At 69.8% G+C, this 24943-nt stretch carries 21 protein-coding genes; 10 read left to right on the top strand and 11 right to left on the bottom strand.

Annotated features, from left to right (window positions below; translation table 11 throughout):
* Positions 1-107: 107 nt before the first annotated feature.
* From IF64_RS0116455 to IF64_RS0116445, 3 genes are all read left to right on the top strand, one after another.
* Complete coding sequence (locus tag IF64_RS0116455; RefSeq protein WP_246134755.1) at positions 108-2240, top strand: BCCT family transporter; 2133 nt, start codon at positions 108-110, stop codon at positions 2238-2240.
* Positions 2241-2612: 372 nt separating this feature from the next.
* Entirely contained in the window at positions 2613-4493 is a 1881-nt protein-coding gene (locus IF64_RS0116450) for a glycosyltransferase family 2 protein (RefSeq protein ID WP_169741955.1), read from the top strand.
* The gene (locus IF64_RS0116445; RefSeq protein ID WP_036876917.1) at positions 4490-5650 is read left to right on the top strand and encodes an acyltransferase family protein; all 1161 of its coding nucleotides are present in this window, start codon (positions 4490-4492) and stop codon (positions 5648-5650) included. Before IF64_RS0116450 ends, IF64_RS0116445 begins: the two co-directional genes overlap by 4 nt.
* A 16-nt stretch (positions 5651-5666) precedes the next feature.
* On the opposite strand, the gene IF64_RS0116440 is transcribed toward IF64_RS0116445, so the two are convergent.
* Both IF64_RS0116440 and IF64_RS0116435 read right to left on the bottom strand, forming a co-directional pair.
* Entirely contained in the window at positions 5667-6950 is a 1284-nt protein-coding gene (locus tag IF64_RS0116440) for an aspartate aminotransferase family protein (protein WP_030533010.1), read from the bottom strand.
* Between the two features lie 61 nt (positions 6951-7011).
* A complete protein-coding gene (locus IF64_RS0116435; protein WP_030533009.1) occupies positions 7012-7812 on the bottom strand; it encodes an IclR family transcriptional regulator in 801 nt (266 codons plus the stop codon).
* A 216-nt stretch (positions 7813-8028) separates the two neighbouring features.
* On the opposite strand from IF64_RS0116435, the gene IF64_RS0116430 reads away from it, so the two are divergent.
* The 6 genes from IF64_RS0116430 to IF64_RS0116405 all read left to right on the top strand — a co-directional run bounded on the left by IF64_RS0116430 (position 8029) and on the right by IF64_RS0116405 (position 15002).
* Positions 8029-9504, top strand: coding sequence for a mannitol dehydrogenase family protein (locus tag IF64_RS0116430; RefSeq protein WP_030533008.1), 1476 nt, complete (start codon positions 8029-8031; stop codon positions 9502-9504).
* A 26-nt stretch (positions 9505-9530) separates the two neighbouring features.
* Complete coding sequence (locus IF64_RS0116425; protein WP_030533007.1) at positions 9531-10535, top strand: L-idonate 5-dehydrogenase; 1005 nt, start codon at positions 9531-9533, stop codon at positions 10533-10535.
* 122 nt (positions 10536-10657) lie between these two features.
* On the top strand, positions 10658-12058 hold the full coding sequence (locus tag IF64_RS0116420) for an MFS transporter (protein WP_030533006.1): 1401 nt from the start codon (positions 10658-10660) through the stop codon (positions 12056-12058).
* 66 nt (positions 12059-12124) lie between these two features.
* Entirely contained in the window at positions 12125-13369 is a 1245-nt protein-coding gene (gene manD, locus IF64_RS0116415; protein WP_030533005.1) for a D-mannonate dehydratase ManD, read from the top strand.
* A 20-nt stretch (positions 13370-13389) separates the two neighbouring features.
* Positions 13390-14037: a bifunctional 4-hydroxy-2-oxoglutarate aldolase/2-dehydro-3-deoxy-phosphogluconate aldolase gene (locus IF64_RS0116410; protein ID WP_030533004.1), complete on the top strand. Its 648-nt coding sequence runs from the start codon at positions 13390-13392 to the stop codon at positions 14035-14037.
* Positions 14034-15002 carry a sugar kinase gene (locus IF64_RS0116405; RefSeq protein WP_030533003.1) on the top strand — a complete coding sequence of 323 codons (969 nt, stop codon included), beginning with the start codon at positions 14034-14036 and terminating at the stop codon, positions 15000-15002. Before IF64_RS0116410 ends, IF64_RS0116405 begins: the two co-directional genes overlap by 4 nt.
* A gap of 46 nt (positions 15003-15048) precedes the next feature.
* On the opposite strand, the gene IF64_RS0116400 is transcribed toward IF64_RS0116405, so the two are convergent.
* The 9 genes from IF64_RS0116400 to IF64_RS0116360 form a co-directional block, all read right to left on the bottom strand.
* Complete coding sequence (locus IF64_RS0116400; protein WP_030533002.1) at positions 15049-15540, bottom strand: SRPBCC family protein; 492 nt, start codon at positions 15538-15540, stop codon at positions 15049-15051.
* On the bottom strand, positions 15537-15914 hold the full coding sequence (locus IF64_RS0116395; RefSeq protein WP_030533001.1) for an ArsR/SmtB family transcription factor: 378 nt from the start codon (positions 15912-15914) through the stop codon (positions 15537-15539). Before IF64_RS0116395 ends, IF64_RS0116400 begins: the two co-directional genes overlap by 4 nt.
* A gap of 82 nt (positions 15915-15996) precedes the next feature.
* Complete coding sequence (locus IF64_RS0116390; protein WP_169741954.1) at positions 15997-18114, bottom strand: acyltransferase family protein; 2118 nt, start codon at positions 18112-18114, stop codon at positions 15997-15999.
* 213 nt (positions 18115-18327) lie between these two features.
* Positions 18328-18981: a response regulator gene (locus IF64_RS0116385; RefSeq protein WP_030532999.1), complete on the bottom strand. Its 654-nt coding sequence runs from the start codon at positions 18979-18981 to the stop codon at positions 18328-18330.
* Positions 18978-19946: a HAMP domain-containing sensor histidine kinase gene (locus IF64_RS0116380; RefSeq protein ID WP_030532998.1), complete on the bottom strand. Its 969-nt coding sequence runs from the start codon at positions 19944-19946 to the stop codon at positions 18978-18980. Before IF64_RS0116380 ends, IF64_RS0116385 begins: the two co-directional genes overlap by 4 nt.
* Positions 19947-20085: 139 nt before the next feature.
* Complete coding sequence (locus IF64_RS0116375; RefSeq protein WP_030532997.1) at positions 20086-21072, bottom strand: LLM class flavin-dependent oxidoreductase; 987 nt, start codon at positions 21070-21072, stop codon at positions 20086-20088.
* Between the two features lie 177 nt (positions 21073-21249).
* Positions 21250-21678, bottom strand: coding sequence for an SRPBCC family protein (locus IF64_RS0116370; RefSeq protein WP_030532996.1), 429 nt, complete (start codon positions 21676-21678; stop codon positions 21250-21252).
* 4 nt (positions 21679-21682) lie between these two features.
* Positions 21683-22531, bottom strand: coding sequence for a phosphoenolpyruvate hydrolase family protein (locus IF64_RS0116365; RefSeq protein ID WP_030532995.1), 849 nt, complete (start codon positions 22529-22531; stop codon positions 21683-21685).
* A 1-nt stretch (position 22532) separates the two neighbouring features.
* The gene (locus IF64_RS0116360) at positions 22533-23816 is read right to left on the bottom strand and encodes a Tm-1-like ATP-binding domain-containing protein (protein WP_084705907.1); all 1284 of its coding nucleotides are present in this window, start codon (positions 23814-23816) and stop codon (positions 22533-22535) included.
* A 210-nt stretch (positions 23817-24026) separates the two neighbouring features.
* Here IF64_RS0116360 and IF64_RS0116355 point away from each other — a divergent pair, with 210 nt between their 5' ends.
* Positions 24027-24941 (top strand): AurF N-oxygenase family protein, encoded by a 915-nt coding sequence (locus IF64_RS0116355; RefSeq protein ID WP_030532993.1) that lies wholly within the window; start codon positions 24027-24029, stop codon positions 24939-24941.
* Positions 24942-24943: the final 2 nt, after the last annotated feature.

The raw sequence follows: 24943 nt of genomic DNA, 5'->3' as shown, positions 1-24943 counted from the left end.
TCGGTTACCGGTCTGTATACCACGCCTTCTGGGGTACGTGGTCCAGTACGGAGGTCTTCGTGCGCCGGAATCACGCAAGGGTTGAGTGATGCAGGGGAGTTGTTCGGGTGGCTTCGCACGTGGGAGCTGATCAGCAGGACCAGGACGGTCAGCCGAAGGCGAGGTTGTCGCGGCCGGTGTTCGTGCCGGCCGTCGTCGTGATCGGGACCGCGTTGGCCTTCGCCATCTGGTTCGGAGCCAGGTACGGCGAGGACGCCACGCAGGCCTTCACCGACCTCAGGGACTCCATCGGGGTCAACGTCGGCTGGTGGTACATCATCGTGGTCACCGCGATGCTGCTGTTCTGCGTGTGGGCCGCATTGTCCAAAGTGGGCAACGTGCGACTCGGCCGGGACGACGAACGGCCGGAGTTCTCACTGTTCTCGTGGTTCGCGATGCTGTTCTCCGCGGGCATGGGGATCGGTCTGGTGTTCTCCGGTGTCTCGGAGCCGTTGAGCCACCTGACGACCCCACCCGACGTGGTCGGCGTCGAGCCCGGATCCGAGGAGGCGGGCCGCGCGGCGATCGGCCAGTCGTTGTTCCACTGGGGACTGCACGCCTGGGGCATCTACGCCGTGGTCGGCCTCGGCCTGGCCTACATGACGTTCCGCCGCGGCAGGCCGCTGTCGGTGCGGTGGCTGCTCGAACCGCTCTTCGGCCGCAAGCTCATCGAGTCGTGGGTCGGGCACGTCATCGACGTGGTGGCCATCGTCGGGACGGTGTTCGGCGTCGCGACCTCGCTCGGACTCGGGGTGCTGCAGATCCAGGCCGGACTGTCCAACCTGGGCTGGTTCGAGCCGTCGAACACACTGATGCTGCTGCTGGTCGTGGGCATCACGGCGATCGGCACGCTCTCGGTGGTGTCGGGACTGCACAAGGGCCTGCAGTGGCTGTCGAACGCCAACATGAGCATGGCCACGGTGATGGCGATCGTCGTCCTGCTGGTCGGCCCGACGGTGTTCCTGCTGCGGTCGCTGGTGCAGAACTTCGGTGAGTACCTGCAGACGATCCCGCAGCTCGCCTTCGTCACGGGCGCCGGAGCGAGCGACACGTGGACCCTCGACTGGACCCTGTTCAACCAGGCGTGGTTCCTGGCGTGGGCACCGTTCGTGGGCATGTTCATCGCGCGTATCTCGCGCGGGCGCACCATCCGCGAGTTCCTCCTCGGCGCGCTGCTGGCGCCGACGCTCGTGTCCCTGGTGTGGTTCACCGTCTTCGGCAGCACCGGGATCCAGCACCAGCTCACCGAGGGCAACCTGGTCGGTCAGGACGGCAATGTGGACACCGAGACGGCGCTGTTCCACCTGTTCGGCGAGCTGCCCGTCCCCGACGGCGTGACGACCGTGCTGTCGGTGGTGGCCATCTCGGTGATCATGCTGTTCTTCATCACCAGCGCCGACTCCTGCTCGCTCGTGGTGGACGTGCTCTCGCACGACGGGCGCACCGAGACGCCGACGACCACGCGCGTGTTCTGGGCGCTGCTGGTCGGTGCCGCCGCCGCGCTGCTGCTCATGGCCGGCGGGGAGGCCGCGCTGACCGTGCTCCAGGTCAGTTCGCTGGCCGGCGCGGCGCCACTGTCCATCGTGTACGTGCTGGCGATGGTGTCGCTGTGGCGGATGTTCCGGCTCGAGGTGGCGACGATGCCGCGCTACGTGCGGATCAGGTCGCAGGCCACACCCTCGGCCCTGGTGTCCGCGGCGAGGGAGAACGCCGACTCCGAACGAGAGGTGCGGCGCAGCCTGCGCGAGCTCGTCAAGGCGCAGAACGTGGGTGCTCCCGGACGCGGTGACATCCGGCGGGCGTCGGCCACGCTGGCCGGGCTCGACGCGACCGTGTCCGGTCCCCGGTTCGGGGTCCGGCAGGACGAGGACAGCACGATCCTCGCCGTCGAGGACGTGCCCGCGCACGCCACGACGGTGGATCCGAAGACGGGCGAGATCGGCATCGACGACGAGGCGGTGCGTTCCGACCCGACGGCCGACGAGGTGTTCGACACGCCCGAGTTCGACGACTCGGCGCTGGGAGCCGAGCACCGGTCGCAGGAACTGCTCGACCGGTACGTCAACGGTGGCAAGCCCGCCGGCGGCGAACAGGGCGGCGGCTCGGACCCGAGCTCGGGCAAGCAGGCCGATTCGAGCGGGGGCGAGCACACCGGTCGTGACGCCGGTGCGGAGAAGGATCGGCAGTCCGGCGAGAAGTGATCTCGGTCGAACCTGTGGCCGAATGAGGATTCCCCGGCCGCGGGTTCGGCAGGGCGCGCGGCCGGGTTTCGTCGAGGAATGGGGAAACGGGGTCACCGGATCAGGTTCCGGTGACCCCGTTTTCGTTGTGTGCGAGATGCCGAAGTCGTGTCGCACGCGTCGATGTCTGCTATGTCGGATTCCTCCGACGATGACCGCCGGGAAACACGGGTATGCCCGTTCCGCACCCACTCGTCAAAAGAAATTAACCAACCCCGCCTTTGGTATGTGAAGCGGCTCTCACTCGATCGAGGAAAGGTAGCCGGGGGCCGGGTCGCCGCTCGTAGCCTCACCGCTCATTCCGGTGAACCGACTACGGGGGTGACCCAGCTCGTGCCCGTTCTCCCGACAGACACGATCGACCTGAGCCTGCCCCAGTCCACATTTCGCTCACTGACCCGGCAATCCGGGAAACGCAGGGGACCCACCGTCGCCGTCCTCAGGTTCGTCGAAGCCGCGCGCATCGAATCCCGGTTCGGGCGCAAAGGTCTCGACCAGGTACGCGAGCAGGTGGCCTGGCTGTTGCGCACGGAACTGTCCGACAAGGAGGGTCTTTCCACCGACGAGAACGGTGGCCTGGTGCTGACGTTGCGTGGCGCGGTGGAATGGCAGACCGCCGACCGGCTGTCCGCGATCGCCCAGCGGCTGGCCAGACTGCCCGTCCGGATCGGAGCCGACCAGCTCACCATCACACCGGTGATCGGGTGGGCGTCCTCGGACGATCGGCCCGCGCCACCGGATCTCGTCACGTTGATCCATAGGGCGACCGACGCCGCCGAGCAGGCGACCGAACACGTCGACCTGATCCCGCGCAAATGGGTGCCGCCGCGGACGGCGCCGTCGCGGAGGAAGCGGGGCGACGCCTCGCTGGGCAGGGCGATCGCGCAGAACGTGTTCACCCTCGTCGTCGGTCTCGCCGTGCCGTTCCTGCTGCTCGTGCTCGCCGACCGGGCGGGGTTCGACATCTCGACGCCGCTCTACCTCGCCGTCGTGGGAGCCCTCGTGCTGACGGCGGTCGCGGTGTGGACCGAGTGCTTCTACGCGCTGGAACCGGAACGTCCACCGCGCGAGGCGGCCGGACCCGAACCCGCCGCGTCGGCGATCATTCCGGCGTATCTGCCGAACGAGGCGGCCACGATCCTCGACACCCTGGCGGCGTTCCTGGCGACCGACTACGGCGGGCCGTTGCAGGTGATCCTGGCCTACAACACACCGCACGCGCTGCCGGTGGAGGAGGAGCTGCGGGCGCTGGCCGCGCGCGAGCCGAGGTTGGTCGTGCACCGGGTGCCGTACTCGACGTCGAAGGCGCAGAACGTCAACGCGGCGCTCGAACTGGTCACCGGCGAGTTCGTGGGCATCTTCGACGCCGACCACCAGCCCGCCCCCGACGCGTTCAGCCGTGCGTGGCGGTGGCTCTCGCACGGTGCCGACGTGGTGCAGGGCCACTGCGTGATCCGCAACGGCGGGTCGTCGTGGGTGTCGCGGATGGTGGCGGTCGAGTTCGAGGCGATCTACGCGGTGAACCACCCCGGCCGCGCGCGGCTGCACGGATTCGGGCTCTTCGGCGGTTCGAACGGTTTCTGGCGGACACAGGCACTGCACGAGACGCGGCTGCAGGGCCGGATGCTCACCGAGGACATCGACGCCACCGTCCGCGCACTGCTGGCGGGCAGGACCGTCGTGAGCGATCCCGCGCTGCTCTCGCGCGAACTCGCCCCCGCGAATCTGCGCGCGCTGTGGCGGCAGCGGATTCGGTGGGCACAGGGCTGGTTCCAGGTCTCGCGCAGGCACCTCGCGGCGACGTTGCAGTCGAAGGAACTGAGCGTGCGGAACAAGCTGGGCCTGTCGTTCCTGATCGGCTGGCGGGAGATCTATCCGTGGATCTCGCTGCAGATGATCACGGTGATCGGGTTCCTGGCCTGGCGGGACGGCGGTTTCTCCGATGTGGACTTCCTGGTGCCGACGTTCGTGCTCGCCACGCTGTACACGATGCTGTCCGGACCGGCGCAGGCGCTGTTCGCCTGGCGGCTTGCCGCGCCCGAGATCCGCAGGCACCGCGCCTGGTTCCTGATCTATCTGGTGCTGAACGCCGTGTTCTACACGGAGTTCAAGAACCACATCGGGCGTGTGGCGCAGCTGAAGGAGCTGACCGGTGAGCGGCGGTGGGCCATCACTCCGCGCCAGGTCGAGGCGCCGGTGGGGAGGACGGCGTGACGGCGGCGGGGACGACGTCCACAGGGCAGCCGAGGTATCAGCTCGACGTCTTCCGCGCGGTCGCCGCGCTGTCGGTGGCCATGTTCCACGCGTACCAGTTCAACCGCCGCGAGCAGTGGCCGTTGGAAGGCACGTTCTGGCACGACGTCATCCTGGCGACCGACCTGTTCGTGGCGATGTTCTTCCTGCTGTCGGGATTCCTGCTCGGACTGCCGATCATGCGGGCATCGCTGGGTGCGGGACCACTACGGCCGTCGAAGGCGTTCCTGATCAAACGGTTCGCCCGGTTGGTGCCGACGTACTACCTCGTGGTGCTGCTCGTGTGGTCGCTGACGAACGTCGAACTGCCGGGCCACTGGCAGGATCTGGTGCTGCACCTGACGTTCACACAGGTCTACAGCGACGAGTACATCTTCTGGACCAACGGCCCGGCGTGGTCGCTGGCCAACGAGATGCACTACTACCTCTTGCTCGCGGTTCTCGCGGGACCCGCACACGCGTTGTGCGCGCGGCTGGCCACGAGGCGAGCGCGGATCGGCGTGCTCGTGGGCGGAGTGGCCGCACTGGTGGCGGTGAGCGTGGGCTACAAGCTCGTAGCCTGGCTCGTCTGGCAGCGCCCGCAGGAATCGTGGTCCACCTGGTTCGGCCCACTGGCCAAACTGGACGTGTTCGCGCTCGGCATGCTGGTGGCGATCGGCGCGGCGGCCGGGGTACGCGTCAACGGGCGGTGGGTGCGCCTCGGCGTCGCGGTGGCCGGTGCGGGGGTCGTGGTGCTGGGCGAGTCCTCGCCGCGGCCGTTCCAGCACACCGTGCTCGCGATCGGCGCCGGGATGATCATCGCCGCGGCCGTGATCACCGACGGGCCGGTGCCGCGGTTGCTGTCGTGGCGGCCACTCGTGGCGGTCGGACTCTCCAGCTACAGCATCTACCTGTGGCACGAACCGCTGCTGCGGTTCCTGAGCCACGTCGGGCTCGACCCGTTCGCCGGCACGGCAGCCGGTTTCGTGTGCACGACGGTGCTGCTCATGATCGTCGTCATCCCGGTGGGCCAGTTCAGTTACCGCTTCATCGAACGCACCGGGATGAAACTGGCTGCGGCGTTCGACGCCCGCGGCAGGCCGCGCGAGTACTACCCGGAGGTGACCGTGCGCGGGTGATCCGCCGGCTCCCGGCTCACGCCGCCGTGTCGCCGAGTGCCTTGTCGAGGATCTCGACGCCCCGGTCGATCTCGGCCTCGGTGGCCGTCAGCGGGGGCGCGATGCGGAAGGTGCCGCCCATACCCGGCAGCTGCACGATGTTCATGTGCAGGCCGAGCTCGTTGCAGCGCCGGGTGACGGCCGCGCCGAGCCGATCGCTGTCGGCCGCGGTTCCGCCGGTGACGAGTTCGAGGCCCACGAGCAGGCCGCGTCCGCGCACGTCGCCGATCACGGGGTGGCGGGTGGCGAGCTCGTCGAGTCCGGAGCGCAGCCGCGCACCCAGCAGGCGTGCGCGTTCGGCGAGCCGGTCCCGGTTGAGCACGTCGAGCACCGTGGTGCCGACCGCGGCGGGCAGCGGGTCGTTGACGTGGGTGGTGAGGAACAGGAAACCGCGTTCGTGGGCGCGGCGTTCGATGTCGGCGCTCGTCACCACGGCCGACAGCGGCAGGCCCGCGCCGAGGGTTTTCGACAGCGTGATGATGTCCGGCACGACGCCGTCGCGTTCGAACGCGTACCAGTCGCCCGTACGGCACAGCCCGGTCTGTGCCTCGTCGAGGATCAGGAGCATGCCGCGCTCGTGGCATTTGTCGCGCAGCGCCGCGAGATACCCCGGCGGCAGGTCGACCACGCCGCCGGAGCTGAGGATCGGTTCGACGAGACAGGCCGCCGGGCTGCCGACGGACTGGGCGTCGATGAGATCGAATCCGAGGTCGAGTTGGCGGCGCCAGTCGAGTTCGCCGTCGGCACCGGTGACGTCGGGGCGGAAACGGTCGGGCACCGGAAGCGCGAAGTTGCCGGGCGCCGCCGGGCCGTAGCCGCCCCTGCCTGCGCTGTAGGTCGCGCCCGCGGCGGCCTGTGTCATGCCGTGCCAGGACCGGGCGAACGAGACGACCTCGTGGCCGCCGGTGACGAGCTTGGCCATGCGCAGCGCCGCCTCGTTGGCCTCACCGCCGGTGCTGAGCAGCATCGCCTTCTCGAGCGGAGCGGGCAGGGACTCGGCGAGCCTGCGGCACAGCTCGAGAACCGGAGGGCTGAGCATGCCGCTGTAGAGGTGGTCGAGCCGGCCCGTCTGCTCCCGGATCGTCGCGACGATCTCGGGATGCGAATGGCCGAGGATGGCGCTCATCTGGCCGGAGGTGAAATCCAGCAGTTCGCGGCCGTCCTCGGTGAACACCGAGCTGCCTTCCGCGCGGTCGATGACGCCGGGGCTGAACTGTCCGTGGCCGAGGAAGCGAATGAGGTGCTCGGTGTCGTCGGTCATGTCCCGACGCTACGAAGCGGGGCACACGCTGTCCATGCTGCGTTCGGCGCAGCGTGGGGCGTCACGGCGCGGTCGGGGTGAGGGTGTACTCCTCGGGGGCGAGTTCCGCGGCGAGTTCGCGGAGCAGGGCTCCGATCTCGTTCAGCCGCTCGGCGGTCATCCGTTCCGCAGGTCCCGTGACACTGATCGCGACGTCCTGCGCGGTGGCCGACGTCAGCGCGATGCCGACACAGGCGATACCGGTCTCGTTCTCCTGGTTCTCGATGGCCCAACCGTGTGTGCGGGCGGCCTCGACCGCCGAGCGGAACCGTTCGCCGAGCGTGGGCTGCTCGTGGTCGGGGTCGGCCTCCTCGAGGTAGCTGCCGAGCAGCGCATCGCTCGGCGGTGCCGCGGCGACGAGCGCGCGCCCGAGCGCCGTGGTGGCGATGTGGGTACGCCGCCCGACTCGGGACCACACGCGCACGGAGCGTTCGGGCTCGATCTTGTCGAGGTAGACCACGCGCCGTCCGTCGAGCACGCCGAGGTGGACGAGTTCCTCGCAACGGCGGGACAACTCCAGCAGCAGCGGCCGGAACAGCAACGGCAGGTTGTCGCCGGACCCGAAGGTACGGACCATGCGGCGCAGTGCGTCGCCGAGGACGTAGTTGCGGTCGCCGCCGTCCTGGGTCACGTAAGCGCGATGCGCCAGTCCGCGCAGCAACCGGTGGACCGATCCCTTGTTGATCCCCGTCCGCGTCGCGATCTCCCCGAGTGCCAGACCTTCCGGGCCGGCCGAGGCGACCGTTTCCAGCACGACCAGCGCGCGGTCGAGGCTCGTGACGGGCGGTGTCTCCGGCGTCTCCGGTGTGGGTTCGGTCTCCATGGATCCATTCTCGCCGGGGTCGATGTTGCGTCACGTCCGACGCGAGTTTAGCTTATGGTCCGAAATACAAAACGAGCGGTTCGCGATGTGAAACGCCCGTGGCGTCGCACGGTGCACGACGCCGCACTGTGCACGCCGACGCACTGTGCACGACGCCGCACGGTGGAGGGCGCCGCGCCTGGCCGGCCCGCCGCATCGCGGAAGGACAAGGACGTCATGACAGAGGTACTCGGCCGCGGGAACGTGCCCGCGGGCTCGCTCATCGGAGCGTCCGCTCCGGATCGGACGGGCATCGTCCATCTCGGCCTCGGCAACTTCCATCGCGCGCACGGCGCCGTCTACACCGCCCGCGCGATGGCGGCCGAGGGTGGCGACTGGGGCATCCGCGGGTTCGCCCACTCCTCGGACCGCGTCGTGGCGCCGATGCGCGCGCAGGACAACGTCTACTCGATCCTGCAGCTGACCGAGCACGGCGCCGAAGCGGGTGTGGTGGACGTGCACCGCGACACCGGGGTCGCCGCGCACGATCCGGCGGCCGTGGTCGAGGCGATCGCCGATCCGGCACACCGCATCGTCACCCTCACCGTCTCCGAGGTCGGCTACACCCGCGACTCGGCCAGTGGCAGGCTGGCACTCGACCACCCCGACGTCGCCGCGGATCTCGTCGCCGGAGCGACGCCGCGCACGGCGGTCGGCATGATCGCGCGCGGGCTCGAGAAGCGTGCCGCGTCCGGCGAACCGTTCACGGTGCTCTCGTGCGACAACCTGCAGTCCAACGGCGACGTCACGCGCGGCGTGGTCGAGGAGTTCCTGCACGCCGCCGGTGCGAGCGACGACGTGCTGTCGTTCGTCGCGGGCTCGGTGTCGTTCCCCAACGGGATGGTCGACCGGATCGTCCCGAAGACCACCGACGAGCACTCCCGCCTCGTCCGCGACCTGCTCGGGGTGTCCGACCACTGCCCGGTGCCCGCCGAGGACTTCACCATGTGGGTTCTGGAGGACGCGTTCGCTGGCGGCCGCCCCGCCTGGGAGCGGGCCGGTGCGACGTTCTCCAACGAGATCGAGGCCTACGAGCTGGTGAAACTGCGCCTGCTCAACGGTTCCCACTCGCTCATCGCCTACCTCGGCGTGCTGTCCGGCGCGCCGACCATCGACGTCGCGTGGGGCAGGGACTTCGTGCGCGAGGCGGTGCTCGCCGAGATCCGCGACGACTACCTGCCCACGTTCACCCCGCCCACCGGGTTCGACGTCGACGCCTACGTGTCGCAATTGGACGCCCGCTGGCGCAATCCGCTCATCGGGCACGCCACCACGCAGGTCGGCTCCGACGGCTCGGCCAAGCTGCTGCAGCGCATCCCTGAGGCCGCGCTGTCCCACCTGCGCCGCGGCGGCATGCCGCACCACCTGGCGTTGTGCACGGCCGCGTGGATCGCCTGCGTCGCCCCGCCGCGTGGGTTCAGCCCGGACCCGCTCGCCGACCGGATCGCCGAACCCGCCCGCGACCGGCTCGCCGCCGCCGTCGACGGTGCCACCGGGATCGCCGACCACGTCCGCCGCATCATGCACGGCGGTTTCTTCCCCGAGGCACTCGCCGAGCAGGAGGGCTTCACGGCCCGCGTCGCCGAGCTGCTCACCGCCATCACCCGCGACGGGGCCGCGGCGGCCGCAGCCGACGCGGCCGCCGCCCGCTGAGTCCGTACCCACTGGAGCTGATCACGATGAAGGGTCTGTTCATCCACGGCGCCGAGGACATGCGCCTGGACGACGTCGCCGTCCCCGAACCGGCCGACGGCGAGGTGCTGCTGCGCGTGCGGTACGTCGGCATCTGCGGGTCGGATCTGCACTACTACTTCCACGGCAGGAACGGCGAGAACGTCGTCCGGGAACCGTTCGCGCCCGGCCACGAGTTCTCCGCCGTCGTCGAGCGCGATCCCAGCGGGGAGTGGAAGCCGGGTACCCCGGTGACCGTGCACCCGGCGCGCTACGGGGCTCGGGTCGAGGGACTCGCGGACCGCCCGCACCTGTGGCCGGGCGGTGACTATCTCGGCAGCGCGGCGGCCTTCCCGCACCGCCAGGGTGCCGCGGCCGAGTACGTGGTCGTGGAGAAGCCGATGCTGCGCGCGCTGCCGGAGGCGTTGTCGTTGCGCGACGCGGCGCTGGCCGAACCGCTCGGTGTCGCCCTGCACGCGCTGACGGTCGCGGGCGAGGACCTCGGCGGGCGTGCCCTCGTGCTCGGTGCGGGACCCGTGGGCCTGCTGATCGTGGCCGCCCTGGCGGCACGCGGCGTCGACCACATCGCCGTCGCCGATGTGCAGGAGTCCGCTGTGGACCGTGCGCGCGCACAGGGCGCCCACGAGACGTTCCTCGTCGGCCGCGACGAACTCCCCACCACGGCCTACCCGGTGGTCTTCGAGTGCTCCGGCGTCCCCGTCTCGCTCACCCAGGCGGTGGCCTCGGCCGAGCGTGCCGGCGTCGTCGTGGCCGTCGGCATGCTCGCCGACGCCGAGATCGGCGTGAACCTCGCGCCGCTCGTGTCGAAGGAACTGCGCCTGCGCGGCAGTTTCCGCTTCTCCACCGAGATCGACGACGCCGTGGCCATGCTGGCCGCGAACCCGTCGATCGCCCAGGTCGTCACGCACGTCTATCCCGCCTCGGACGCCGTCGCGGCCTTCGCCACCGCCAAGGACTCGGCGGCATCGGGCAAGGTGCTCCTCGAGTTCTGATCCGGGAAGGGCGGATCGTCCGCGGTGCTGCGTTCTTCCCGTACGACCCAGCCCTTCCCGGGTGACCCGCGTTTCCCCGTACCTCGCCTCTGTCCCCATCCGACACCGAAGAAGGAACAACGATGTCCACTTCCGCACCTCCGCCGGAATCCGGCACCGCGCCGGAGCGTCCCGCCGAACGCAGCACGGGAGACCTCGCCCGCGCCGCGATGTCCGGCTGGCTCGGCACCGCGCTCGAGTTCATGGACTTCCAGCTGTACTCGCTGGCGGCAGGCCTCGTGTTCGGCCAGCTGTTCTTCGCCGGGGAGAGCCCGGCACTCGCCGTCGTGTCGGCGATGGCGACGTACGCCGTCGGCTACGTGGCCAGGCCGGTCGGTGCGTGGTACTTCGGGCGGCTCGGTGACCGGATCGGCCGCACCAAGGTCCTGTTCATCACGATCGCGCTCATGGGCGGTGCCACCACCCTCATCGGTGCACTGCCGACCGTGCAGCAGATCGGCATCCTCGCGCCGATCCTGCTGGCCGTGCTGCGACTCGTGCAGGGATTCGGAGCCGGTGCGGAGATCTCCGGTGCCGGCGTGATGCTCGCCGAGTACGCACCGACGAAGCGCCGCGGCATCATCGCCTCACTGGTCGCACTCGGCACCAACTGCGGCACGCTCGGTGCCTCGGCGATCTGGGGCATCCTGGTTGCGGTGCTGTCGGAGGAGCAGCTGCTGTCGTGGGGCTGGCGCATCCCGTTCCTGGGCAGCGCGGTCATCCTGCTGTTCGCCGTGTGGATCCGGTTCCGGCTGAAGGAAAGCCCGGTGTTCGAGGAGAGCTCGCACGTCAACGACGGTGTCGCGCTCACGACCGAGCAGATCCGCGAGAAGGCCGAGCGCGAGAACGACATCCCGATGCTCGAGGCGCTCGAGCAGAAGAAGTGGCGCGCGATGGTCCCCGCGTTCCTGCTGCGCTTCGGGCAGGCGGGCAACTCCGGCATCCTGCAGACCTACATGGTCTCGTTCATCACCGTCACGCTCGCGATGTCGGCCTCGGTCGGCACGAGCGTGGTCATCGTGTCGTCGCTGTGTGCGTTCCTCACGGTGCCGATCGTCGGTGCGCTCGGCGACCGCTTCGGCCGTCGCCGGATGTATCAGGTGATGAGTGTGATCTCGCTGATCCTCATCGTGCCGACGATGATGGCGATCGCGGGTGCCGAGGTGCCGCAGGTGTTCATCGGCTACATCGTCATGCACAACGTGTCGGTGATGGCGCTGGCCTCGCTGGAGAACCTGACGCTGCCGGAGATCTTCGGCTCCCGTCACCGGTACGCCGCGACCGGCGTGATCCGCGAGATCGCCGCGATGATCGCCACCGGCATCGGACCCGTCGTGGCCGCCGCCTGGGTCGCCGCGACGACCGGGTCATGGATCCCCGTGGCGATCCTGCTCGGCTTCTTCACCGTGTGCCCGCTCATCGCCACGTTCTTCATGCCCGAGGTGGCCGGCCGCGACCTGCGCGACCCGCGCAATGCGATCTGACCCAGGCCGCGCGCACCGTCCACACGCACCAGACCGGAAGTACCGAACCGGAAGGAAACACCGACCGTGAGCATCTCGACCGCCGACGTCATCGTCACGAGTCCGGGGCGCAACTTCGTCACCCTCAAGATCGTCACGTCCGACGGGATCGTCGGCTGGGGCGATGCGACGCTCAACGGGCGCGAGCTCGCCGTCGCCTCGTACCTGCGTGACCACCTGGCCAGCACGCTCGTCGGCCGGGACGAGGACCGGATCGAGGACACCTGGCAGTACCTGTACCGCGGTGCGTACTGGCGGCGTGGTCCGGTGACGATGGCCGCGATCGCCGCGGTCGACATGGCGCTGTGGGACATCAAGGCCAAGAAGGCGGGCGTTCCGCTGTACCAGTTGCTGGGTGGTGCGAGCAGGGACAAGCTCCGCGTGTACGCCCACGCCTCGGGAGGCGACTATCCGGCCCTCGCGCGGGCGATCCGTGGCTACGTCGACGAGGGCTACACGGCGGTGCGCATCCAGACCGGCGTGCCGGGCCTGCAGCGGGTCTACGGCGTCTCGGACACCGCCGACCCGGGGGAGCGCTACGACTACGAGCCCGCCCATCGCGCCGCCGACGGGAGCGCGGCCAGTCGCCCCGAGGAGGAGGACTGGGACACCCCCGCGTACCTGCGGCACGTCCCGGCGATCTTCGAGAAGGTGCGCGAGGAGTTCGGGCCGGAGCTGCGGTTGCTGCACGACTCCCACCACCGGATGTCGCCGATCGAGGCGGCCAAGTTGGCCAAGTCGCTCGAACCGTACGACCTGTTCTGGCTCGAGGACGCCACCCCCGGCGAGGACCAGGACGCCTTCCGGCTGGTGCGCCAGCACAGTACGACGCCGCTGGCCACGGGCGAGGTGTTCAACTCGGTGTACGACTACCAGACACTGATCACCGAGCGGCTGATCGACTACGTGCGCTCGGCGCCGACTCACACCGGCGGGGTCACGGGGATGAAGAAGCTGCTCGACTTCGCCGCCGTGTACGGGATCAGGTCGGGTCTGCACGGCCCGACGGACGTCTCACCGATCGGCATGGCCGCCGCGCTCCACCTCGACCTGGCGATCCACAACTTCGGTATCCAGGAGTACATGCCGCACAGCGAGCTGACCCTCGAGACGTTCCGCACCTCGTACACGTTCGACCGCGGATTCCTGCACCCCGGCGACAATCCCGGTCTGGGCGTGGAGCTCGACGAACAGCTCGCGCAGCGGCATCCCTACACGAGGGCGTACCTGCCGGTGAACCGTCTTCTCGACGGCACGGTGCACGACTGGTGAGTCGGGAAAGGACGGACGGCATGGGGCAGCGGCAGAGGCTGCCGGAACGGACCGCGGCGAACCGGCTCGTCGTGGTCGTCCGCGCCGCGCGCGCCGAGGACTACCCGCCGGTGCTGGACACGATGGTCGAGGCGGGGGTGCGCAGCGTCGAGCTCACCCTCACCACGCCGGGCACCTTCGAGGCGCTGCCCGGCCTGCTCGAGCGGTACGGCGACACCGCCGACATCGGCGTGGGGACCGTGACGCGGCCCGACGAGGTGGACGCGGCCGCCGACCGCCGAGCGCACTACCTGGTGACGCCGGTGTCCGATCCGGCGGTCGTCGACCGTGCGCTGGAACGCGGGATCCCGATCGTCCCCGGCGGCCTGACCCCCACCGAACTGGGCTCGACGTGGGTCCGCGGCGTGCCCGCGGTGAAGGTCTTCCCTGCCGGACAGGTCGGGCCCGGCTATCTCAAGGATCTGCGCGGACCGTTCCCCGACCTTCAGGCCATTCCGTCCGGCGGGGTCGACCTCGAGTCGGCGCGGGCGTGGCTGGCCGCGGGCGCGGCGGCGATCAGTGTGGGCGGCCCGTTGCTCGGCGACGCTTTGCGGGGCGGCGACCGGGCGGCACTGGCCGAGCGGACCCGGCGCTTCGTCGAGGTCTGCGTGGAAGGCGGCGCCGCATGACGGCGGGCAGGGTGCTGACGTTCGGCGAGACGATGGGCCTGATCACCGGTGGGCGGATCGGCTCACTGGCCCACGTGTCCGAGGCGCACGTGGGGATCGGCGGTGCGGAGACGAACGTCGCCGTCAGCCTCAGCAGACTCGGGGTTCCGGTGACCTGGGTCGGCCGCGTCGGCGACGACGCACTGGGCAAACGGGTCGTACGGGAGGTGCGCGGCGAAGGGGTCGACGTGCGCCCGACCGTGGATCCGGATGCGCCCACCGGGCTCATGCTCAAGGAGCTGACCGGGCCGGGAACCTCGCGCGTCTACTACTACCGCGCCGGATCGGCGGGGTCGCGGTTCACCGCGGCCGACGTGCCGGCCGGTCTGGTGGAGGATTCGGCCCTGATCCACCTCACGGGCATCACGCCGTTGCTGTCGGACACGGCACGGGAGGCGTGCCGCCTGCTCGTGCGCAGGGCGAAGGACGCCGGTGTGCGGGTGAGTGTGGACGTGAACTACCGGTCCGCGCTGGCTCCCGTGGACGTCGCGGCGAAGGTACTGGGCGAACTCGTCGCCGAGGCCGACGTGGTGTTCGGCTCACCGGAGGAACTCGCCTACGTCGTGCCGGGAGGAGCGGAGCTCTCCGCGTCGCCCGACGAGCTGGCGGCGGCCCTCGATCCGTCGGGCGAGCGGGAGATCGTCGTCAAGCGGGGCGGTGACGGTGCGTCGGCCTACGCGGGCGGTGCGGTCGTGCACGCGCCGGGACACCGGGTCGAGGTCGTCGACACCGTGGGAGCCGGCGACGCGTTCGTCGCCGGCTACCTCAGCGGGCAGGTGCGAGGCTGGAGCGTGGCGGACAAGCTCGCGCGCGCGAACGCGTGCGGGGCCGTGCTGTGCACCGTGCCCGGTGACTGGGAGGCCGCTCCGACACCGGAGGACCTGGAGGTCTTCCTCGGCGAGGGCGGAGACCCGGTCCGGAGGTGAGCGCCTGCGGCGCCTGCTTCCGGGCCGGGTCCGTCCTCCTCGGACCTCAGGAGACGTGGGCCTCGAGGAGCGCGTCGAGCTTCTCGTAACCCTCGCGCACGCCTTGGTCCATGCCGCTGGCCAGCATGCCGTCGCGGGACTCGAAGCTGTCGGTGACGCTGAACACACGCAACCGGGTGCGCCCGCCGTCGAGCGGCTCGAACGTCAGCGTCTCCAGGAACACCTCGTCGGGCATGCCCTCGTAGGTGAACGTCCACACGATGCGCTCGTTCGGCCGCACCTCGTGGAAGCTGCCGAAGAACGAGGCGATCTCCTCGCCGTCCCGGTCGTTGGCGAAGGCCCACTCGCCGCCGGTGCGCGCGTCCCACTTCGTGATCCTGGTGGTCAGTGAGTGCGGGCCGACCCACCTGGCGTACAGGTCGGGGTCGACGTGGGCGCGGAAAACCTGCTGTGGTGCGGCGTCGAACTCCCGCACGATCTCGATCGTCGGTACGCGTTCGTCTGCCGTGATCTCGACGTCATGGGTGGTCGTGGTCATGATGCATCCCTCGTGTCGGTGCGTGCTCGTGTCTCGTCGGCTGCCTGCTCGGCCAGAAGTGCGTCGAGCCTGCGATAACGCTCCTCGGCTTCCCTGCGGTAGCGCTCGATCCATGCGGTCATGAGGTCGAACACCTCCGCGTCCAGGTGGACGGGGCGCCGCTGGGCGTCCTTGGTACGGGTGACCAATCCGGCCTCGCCCAGCACCTTCACGTGCTTGGAGACCGCCTGAAGGCTCATGTCGTAGTGCTCGGCGAGTTCGCCCACCGTCGCGTCGCCGCCCGCGAGCCGTGCGACGAGATCCCGTCGCGTCGGATCCGACAGCGCCGCGAACGCCCGATTGAGCCGTTCCGTTGCTGTTTCCTTGTCGACCATCTTCCTCAACCTCTCGGTTGAATAAAACGTACGACGGTGGTCCGTGATTGTCAACCGGGAAGTTGAATAACCTGCTCGGTGTCTACGGGAGCACGGACAGCGACGCCAGTTGCTTGTCGAGCCACGGGGTCAGCGTCTCGACGTAGGTCGCCGTCAGATGGGTCGTCACGCCGTAGACGACGACGTCGCCGATGACGGCGGGGCACGTACCGTCGCGGCAGAACATCGAGGTCGGATCCACGAGCCGCACACCGCGCACCCGCTCCGCGGCGTGGTCGGCCACGTGCGGGTAGTCGTAGGCGACGTCCTGCGGCACGGCGCAGTCACCGAGGTTCATCGGCGCGTTCGAGACGCAGCTGGGGATGTCCTTGTCGGGGTGCGGGTTGTCCTTGATCGTGACGACCCGCGCGCCCGTGCCGCGCAGCTGCCGCAGTGTGGAGGTGTAGCCGTCGCGCAGCGCCTTCGTGCTCTCCTCCTGGCTGAGGTGCTGGTCTCCGCGCATCGCGGTGTAGGTGTCGCGGCCGCCGGTGATGACGAGGTCGGGCTTCTCCTGTTCCTTGATCCGGTCGAGCGTGGCCTGGCGCCACGTGTCGCACTCGGCGTAGTACCGGCGCAGCGCGTCGTTGTAGAGGCTCACGTCCGGCGGCGCGCAGCCGGACTTCGTCAGGGGAACCAGTCGCCAGTCGCGTTTCTTCGCGATGTTCTCCAGTGCAGGGAAGTACTGCATCGCGTGCGAGTCTCCGAAAAGGACAACCGTGCGGTCGGCGTCGGGATTGCCGTACACGCATTCCCCGGATGCGGTCTCCGGACGGTCGGCGTGGCAGCCGTCGGTGTAGTTGCGCGGCCAGTCCTGTGCGGCTGCCCGCGGTTCCGGGCGGATGGCCTCGACGGACTGCTGCACGGCGTCGTCGCCACGGGACAGCGCCGGTGCACCGGTGATCTGGTCCTGCGACTTCGTGGGCAGGGACGGGATCGTCATGGGCAGCACGAGTCCGGGAATCACGGCGATCACGGTGCACGCGACGCCGAGTCCGATGGCGCGTCGGGGTTTCTGGAACACCGGTGACCTCCGGAACGGCTGTTCGACCAGGTGGTAGGTCGCGACGGCCAGCACCCAGGCGACCGCGACGACGACGAGTCCCTGCGAGGCGGACAGCTCACCGACGACCGCGGCGGCGAACACCAGCGCGGGCCAGTGCCACAGGTACCACGAGTACGAGACCCGTCCACAGTGGCGCATCAGTGGTGTGGCCAGCAACCGTTGCGGCAACAGGGAAGGAGCCGCGGTGCCCGCCGCGATCACCGCTGCCGTGCCCAGCGCGGGAAGCAGCGCCCACGGGGCCGGGAACAGGGTCTGCTCGTCGAACAGCAGGATCGCCGCGCCGAGGGCGCCCAGTCCGCCCCAGGCGAGCGCGGCCGCGACGGGCCGGGACAGGCGGGTGAGCGGGACGAGCGCGAGCACGCCGCCGACGGCGAACTCCCACCCGCGCGAGAAGGTGTTGAAGTAGGCGGTGTCCGCTGCCTGCAGCGTGGCGACGACCGAGTACGCCAGGGACAGTGCGCCGACGCCGAGGACGACGACGAACAGCGCGCGACGGGTGGTCAGCAGGCGCCGCAGCAGCCACACCGCGCCGAGCAACAGCAACGGCCACACCAGGTAGAACTGCTCCTCGACCGCCAGCGTCCAGAAGTGCTGCACCGGACTGGCCTGGAATCCAGTCTCGAAGTAGTCGACGGCCTGGCCCGCCAGCCACCAGTTGAGGACGTAGAGCGCGGAGGCCAGCAGGTCGGGGGCGACCGAATCCCGTTCCACGGGTGAGAGCACCAGCCACGAGCCGAGCGCGACGCCGCCGAGTACGACGGCCACCGCGGGCAGCAGCCGCCGGGCTCTGCGGGCGTAGAACCGGCCGAGGGACAGCGATCCGGTGGTCTCGATCTCACCCAGGATGAGCCTGGTCATCAGGAACCCGGACAGCACGAAGAAGATGTCGACGCCGATGTAGCCGCCGGGCACGAACGGCACACCCGCGTGGTAGAGCAGCACCGCGGCGATCGCCACCGCGCGCAGGCCCTCGACGTCGGGACGGAAGCCCGTGCGCCCAGTGTCCTGTGGCGAGCTGTCCCGTCGCGAGGTGTCCCGTGTCGCGGTCCCGTCGTGTTCCGGCGGCGCGGCCTGATCGGTGCGGGACAACGACAGCACTGCGGTCCAACCTCTCCATCGGCATCGCGGCTCGGCCCCGCGGACGTGACGGCGAGCGGATACGCGAGGGGATGCATGAGTCAGCTCGCCCGGGGCCACCGCAAAGCTGCCGTCGCCGGAGGATGCTGTCCATGGGTGCTGACACCCATTTTTCGTTGCCCCACACGGGTTTCACGTCGCGGCTCACCTGTGGGTTCACACCGCGCGCGCCGGTCAGGGTTCGATGAGCCCCGCGCGGATGGCGTACCTCGTGAGTTCGAGCCGGTCCTTCAGGCCGAGTTTCTGCAGGAGATTGGCCCTGTGCCGCTCCACGGTCTTCGCGCTGATGTAGAGCAGGTCGGCGATCTCCTTGCCCGAGTGGCCTTCGGCGACGAGCTTGAGGATCTCCTCCTCGCGGTCGGTGATCGTCTTGTCGGGAACGTCACCACCGCCCCGCGCGCGGTCGAGGTAGTCGCGGACGAGTGCGCTCACGGTCTCGGGGTAGACGAACGGTTCGCCCCGCATCGCGGCGCGGCAGGCCTCGATGAGGTCGCGGTCGGCCACCGACTTCAGCACGTAGCCGGACGCACCGGCTTTGAGTGCCTCGAAGAAGTACTGCTCGTTGTCGTACATGGTGAGCAGCAGGATGCGCATGTTCGGCAGGTCGTGGGCGAGCTCGCGGGCCGCCTGCAGGCCGGTCAGGCGCGGCATCGCGATGTCGAGGATCGCCAGGTCCGGTTCGAGCTCGCGGGCCCGTGCGATGGCCTCGGGGCCGTCGCCGACCTCCGCCACCACGGTCAGGTCGGGCTCACCGTCGAGGATGAGGCGCACGCCGCGGCGGACCAGGACGTGGTCGTCGGCGAGGAGAATGCGCACCGGGCGGCTCATCGGTGCTCCCCGGTGTCCTCGAGCGGGAACCACAGGCGCACCTCGGTGCCGGACCCCGGCGCCGAGTCGACGGTGAGGGTCGCGCCCACCAGCAGTGCCCGCTCGCGCATACCGGTCATGCCTGCGCCCTCCTCGGCGGTACCCATACCGCGGCCGTCGTCGCGGACCCGCAGTTCGATCCCGTCGTCGGCGGTGCGGAGCGTCAGCGTGACCCGCTCGGCACCCGCGTGCCGCACGGCGTTGGTGAGCGCCTCCTGCGCCACCCGGTACACGACGAGCTCGACGTCGTCGGGCAGCTGATCGGGGCCCGGTTCGAACCGTCCGCGCACGGCGACCCCGCTGTGCGCGGCCAACTCGGCGAACTCGGCGACGAGGTCCTTGAGCGCGCTGGTCAGTCCCAGTTCCTCCAGCACGCCGGGGCGAAGGTGCCTGGCGATGCGGCGGATCTCGTCGAGCGTGGTGCGGGTCGTCTCCTGCACCGCGGCGAGTTCGGTGCGCGCGGGCTCGGGCACCTGATCGGACACGCGTTTGAGGCCGAGGAGCACGGCGGTGAGCGATTGGCCGACCTCGTCGTGCAGCTCCTGGGCGACGCGCCGCCGCTCGGCCTCCTGCACCGACAGGGCTCTCGCGGCGCTGAAGTCGCGGGCGGCTTCGAGGCGGTCGAGCATGTCGTTGAACGTGGTGATGAGCTCGGCGACGTCGCCGGGCCCCTCGGCCACCGGACGTGGGCCGCGCCGGAGCAGGTCGACCGACGTCATGGTGCGCATGAGCCGTTTCACCGGCGCCAGTCCCACCCGCAGCAGTGCCGCGTCGGCGATGAGCACCGCGATGAGGCCGAGCACGAGGACCAGCAGCTCGTTCGACAACACCGGCGTCGACACGGTGATCGGCGCGAACAGCAGCAGTGCCGTGGCCGCGCACAGGACCGCCGTGTTCAGCAGGAAGATCCGCCCGAACAGGGACACGCTGCGCCTCCTCGCCGCACGATGAACAGCTCGACCGGCCCATGGTTGCGCACGTGCCCGCACACCGCGGTGCGTGGGCGAGCGAGGACGCCGCCGGCCGCGGGGCGGTCGGGCGATCGGCGCAGGCCCGGAGCCTGCGTCAGCCGGCGATCCCGGTGGCCTTGGCGAGCAGTTCGGCCGAGTGGAGGCGCTTGTCGAGCGTCGGCGACTGGTGGGCGACGATGAGCTCGTCGGCGTCCGCGTGCTTGCCGAACCACTCGAGGTACTCGGCGGCCTGGTCGGCCGTGCCGACCGCGGAGTAGCGGACCATGTCCATGATCGGCTTGCCCTGCGGGGAGTCGAGGATCGCGTCGGCTTCGGCGTCGGTGAAGGTGCGGCCCCTGCCCGCGAGCAGGCGCAGGCGCGAGCGCTTCACGATCTGGGAGTCCTGCTCGGCCTCCTCCACCGTGTCGGCGGCGATCACGTTGGCCCCGGCGATGACGTACGGCTCGGCGAGCTGTTCGGAGGGCTGGAACTCGTTGCGGTACGCGGCGACGGCTGCCTGCAGCGCGTCGGGGGCGAAGTGCGAGGCGAAGGAGTACGGCAGTCCGAGCGCGGCCGCCAGCTTGGCGCCGAACAGCGACGAGCCGAGGATGTACAGCGGCACGCCGGTGCCCTTGCCCGGGGTCGCGTTGACGCCGGGCACGAGCGAACGGTCACCGAGGTAGCCCTGCAGCTCCTGCACGTCCTGCGGGAAGTGCTCGGCGGTACTCGGGTCGCGGCGCAGCGCGCGCAGGGTGTTCTGGTCGGTGCCGGGGGCGCGGCCGAGGCCGAGGTCGATGCGGCCGGGGTGCAGCTCGGCGAGGGTGCCGAACTGCTCGGCGATCGTCAGCGGCGAGTGGTTGGGCAGCATGACGCCGCCGGAGCCGAGCCGGATGCTCTCGGTGTGCGCAGCGACGTGGGCGATGAGCACGCTGGTCGCCGACGAGGCGATGGTCGGCATGTTGTGGTGTTCGGCGTACCAGACGCGCTGGTAGCCGAGCTGCTCCGCACGCTGGGCGAGCGCGACGGTGGCGTGCAGCCCGTCGCTCACGGACTCTCCGCTGCCGATCGTGGCCAGATCGAGGATGGACAGCGGAAGAGTCATGACGGTGGTCCTTTCGTGGCGGCGCTTTCGCGGCAGGCAGGGGACACGGAGTGCTCCACCAGACGTCAACGACACCGCTGGACCCGATATTTCGGAACGGGTCGTGGCTCACAGTCCGTGCGATCACGCGGTCCCCACGGCGGTCACACCGGGGCGACCACGTCTGCCGCCGTCGGCTCAGCCGCCCGCGAGGCCCTTGATGCCCGTCGCGAAGACACCCTTGGCGAACGTCTTGTCGAGGTCCGCCTCGTCGGAGGCGTCGGCGTCGTACTCGGTCCACCACTCGACGAACGTCTCGCCGGTGGCGGTCACGGGCGCGAGCCGGATCGTGCTCAGGTAGCGGCGGATCGGGAACGGCCCTTCGAGGATGTTGTAGGTGTAGCTGTGGCCCGGCTCGTCGAACACGAGCAGCTGTTCGCGCACGACAGCGCCGTCGGCGAGGGTCAGCTTGCGCACGGCTCCGACCTCCGTGGCGCTGTGACCGGGTTCGATCTCGCTGGAGGCGATGCCGGGGTGCCAGTCGGGCAGGCTGTTGAAGTCGCGGACACGCCGCCACACCTCGTCGACGTCGCCGGGGACGATTCCGCTCGCGTAGGGCCGTGGCATGTGCTTACTCCTTCGACGTGTTCTCGGTGGACAGTTCCTTGAACTCGCGGGTGCGTGCGGTGAGGGCCTCTTCGACGGGCAGTCGTTCCATGCTGCTGGCGCCGTAGAAGCCGTGGCAGCGTTCGGTGCGCGAGAGCACGTACTCCGCGTCGGCCGGAGTGGCGATGGGGCCGCCGTGGCACAGCACGAGAACGTCGTCGCGGATCTCGCGTGCGGCGGCGGACCATTCGTCGATGGCGGCGACACAGTCGTCGAGGCTCTTGGCCGTGACCGCGCCGATCGATCCGCTGGTGGTCAGTCCCATGTGGCAGACGAGGATGTCGGCGCCCGCCTCGGTCATGGCGCGGGCGTCGTCGGCGGAGAACACGTACGGCGTGGTGAGCAGGTCGGCGCGGCGTGCGGCAGTCACCATGTCGACCTCGTGCCGGTAGCCCATGTCGGTCTCCTCGAGGTTGGCGCGGAACGTGCCGTCGATGAGGCCGACGGTGGGGAAGTTCTGCACGCCCGAGAAGCCGAGGTCGGCGAGCCTGCGCAGGAACCGGTCGGTGTCGAGGAACGGGTCGGTGGCGTTGACGCCGGCCAGCACGGGCGTGTGCTTGACCACGGGCAGGACCTCGTCGGCCATCTCGACGACGATGTCGTTGGCGTTGCCGTAGGCGAGCAGTCCCGCGAGCGAGCCCCGTCCGGCCATGCGGAAGCGGCCGGAGTTGTAGATGACGATGAGGTCGATCCCGCCCGCTTCCTCGCACTTGGCGGACAGGCCCGTGCCCGCACCGCCGCCGACGATCGGCTCGCCGCGCGCGGCCATGTCGGTGAACCTGGTGAGCAGCTCCTGTCGGTCGATGCGGGGCACGTCAACTCCTTGCTGTGCTTGTGCTGTCGTTCGGGGCGGCCGCGCTCGTACTGCCGGTGCCGGTGACGGTGCCGGTGACGTCGGCGACGTGGGCGATGTCGGTGAAGGCCGCGACGAGTTCCTCGGCGAACTCCGGGTCGTTGATGTGGTGGGGCGAGCGTACGATCCGGCGCCGTTCGGTCTGCTGCACCTCGCGCTCGAGGGTGTCGAACAGGACGGCGTCGACCTCGGGGTCGTGGAACGGCTGCCCCGGTGCGTCCAATGCGGACACTCCGCCCTCGGGCAGGAGGAAGCGCACGGGGCCGTCGCAGGCGTTGAGTTTGCGGGCGAGGAACGCGCCGATGGCCCGGACCTCGTCCGCGGTGGTGCGCATGAGCGTGATCTGTGGATTGTGCGGGTAGAACAGCCGGTCGGCGTAGCGCTCGGGCACGGTGTCCGGCGCGGCGAAGTTGACCATGTCGAGTGCGCCGCACGAGCCGACGTACGGGATCTTCGTGCGCGCGATCGCGTCGAGCCGGTCCTGGCCCGCGGCCAGGATGCCGCCGGCGACGAGGTCGCAGATCTCGGTGGTCGAGATGTCGAGGACGCCGGCGAGGTGACCGTCGTCGGCGAGTTTCTCCATCGCGGCGCCGCCGGTGCCGGTGGCGTGGAAGACGAGGCAGTCGTAGGTGTCGGCCAGCCGGTGGCAGACGGCGTCGACGCAGGGCGTGGTGACCCCGAACATCGTGAGCCCGGCGGCGGGCCTGGCATCGCCCGACGGGATCGGGTGGGCACACGCGCCGGCGAGGGCGTGGGCGGCGTTGCCGAGTACCTGACGCGAGATGCGGTTGAGGCCCGCGACGTCGGTGACCGAGTGCAGCATCGCGATGTCGCTGGCACCGACGTAGGAGGAGACGTCGCCCGCGGCCATCGTCGACACCATGATCTTCGGTACGCCGACGGGCAGTGCCTGCAGCGCGGGGGTGATCAGCGCGGTGCCGCCGGAGCCGCCCAGGCCGACGACGCCGTCGAGGTCGCGTTGTGCGGGCAGGAACCGGGCGAACGCGGTGGTCATGGCGGCGACGGCGCTGCCGCGGTCGCCGGTGAACACGGCGCCGGCGCCGTCGGGGTGCCAGGCGGCGACCTCGGGTGCCGTGACGTCGGCGGTTCCGGCCGGGGGCGGCTGTTGCACCGTCGACAGGTCCACGGTGCGGACCGACACGCCGGTCTCGCGGATCAACTCGGCGACGTACCTCAGCTCGTCGCCCTTGGTGTCGAACGTGCCCACGACGTACGCACTGCCCACGAACGCCTCCCTTGGCGCAGGTCCCTTCGCATGCCGGAACCGTTGATCACCGTCCATCTGAACACGGACGCCCGACCCACGCCAGTGTTCCGGTCTCGAAGGGGGCTCTGACCTGCGATGACTGTCGGTGCTGGCCTACCGGCGGACCACGTGTTACCTTGAGTAACAGTAAACCTCGGTAACAGGCAATCTCGTTGTCAGGAGCTTCCCATGACCAGCGTTGACAACCGCATCGATGCGGGCACGCAGGACGGACACGACTCGGTCGCGCAGCGGCTGCTGGACTCCTCGGAGACGCTGTCGTACGACCCTGCGACCGAGGTCGACTGGGAGACCCCGCTCGACACGTCGTACTGGGGCACCTCGCCCGAGTGGAGCACGCTGTACGGCACGCCCTACTGGGACGAGATGAGCGAGGACCAGCGGCGTGAGCTGACGCGGCAGGAGGCCGCGTCGGTGGCGAGCACCGGCATCTGGTTCGAGATGATCCTGCAGCAGATGGTGCTGCGGGACTTCTACGCCAAGGACCCGACGACGCCCGAGTTCCAGTGGGCCCTGACCGAGATCGCCGACGAGTGCCGGCACTCGATCATGTTCGCCCGTGGTGCGGAGAAGCTGAACGCGCCCGCCTACCGTCCGCGCTGGTACGCCGTGCACGGCGGCCGCATCTACGCGGCGACGGCGCGCGGCGAGGCCGCCTACGCCGCGATCCTCGTGGCCGAGGAGGTCCTCGACGTGATGCAGCGCGACTGGATGCGCGACGAGCGCGTCGTGCCCTTCGTGCGCACGATCAACAACATCCACGTGGTCGAGGAATCGCGGCACATGAAGTTCGCGCGCGAGGAGACCAAGGAGCGTCTGCAGGGTGCGGGCTGGCTGCGCAGGCAGATCAACGCGATCAACATCGCCGTGGTCGCCTACTTCATCGTCGACGCCATGTGGAACCCGAAGGTCTACGAGAAGGCGGGCCTGGACACCAAGCGTGCGCTGCGGGAGGCCCGCAGCAACGAGAACCACAAGGCGATGCTGCGCTCGAGCTGCGCGGGCCTGATGGAGTTCCTGAACTCCTGCGGTCTGCTCACCAAGGCGGCGAAGCGCATCTACAAGCGCGCCAACCTGATCTGAGA

Origin of the sequence: Prauserella rugosa (genome assembly GCF_000719975.1) — a bacterium.
Classification (GTDB): domain Bacteria; phylum Actinomycetota; class Actinomycetes; order Mycobacteriales; family Pseudonocardiaceae; genus Prauserella; species Prauserella rugosa.
Note: the sequence above shows the minus strand (reverse complement) of the source record. Positions and strands in the feature narration are given on the sequence as shown.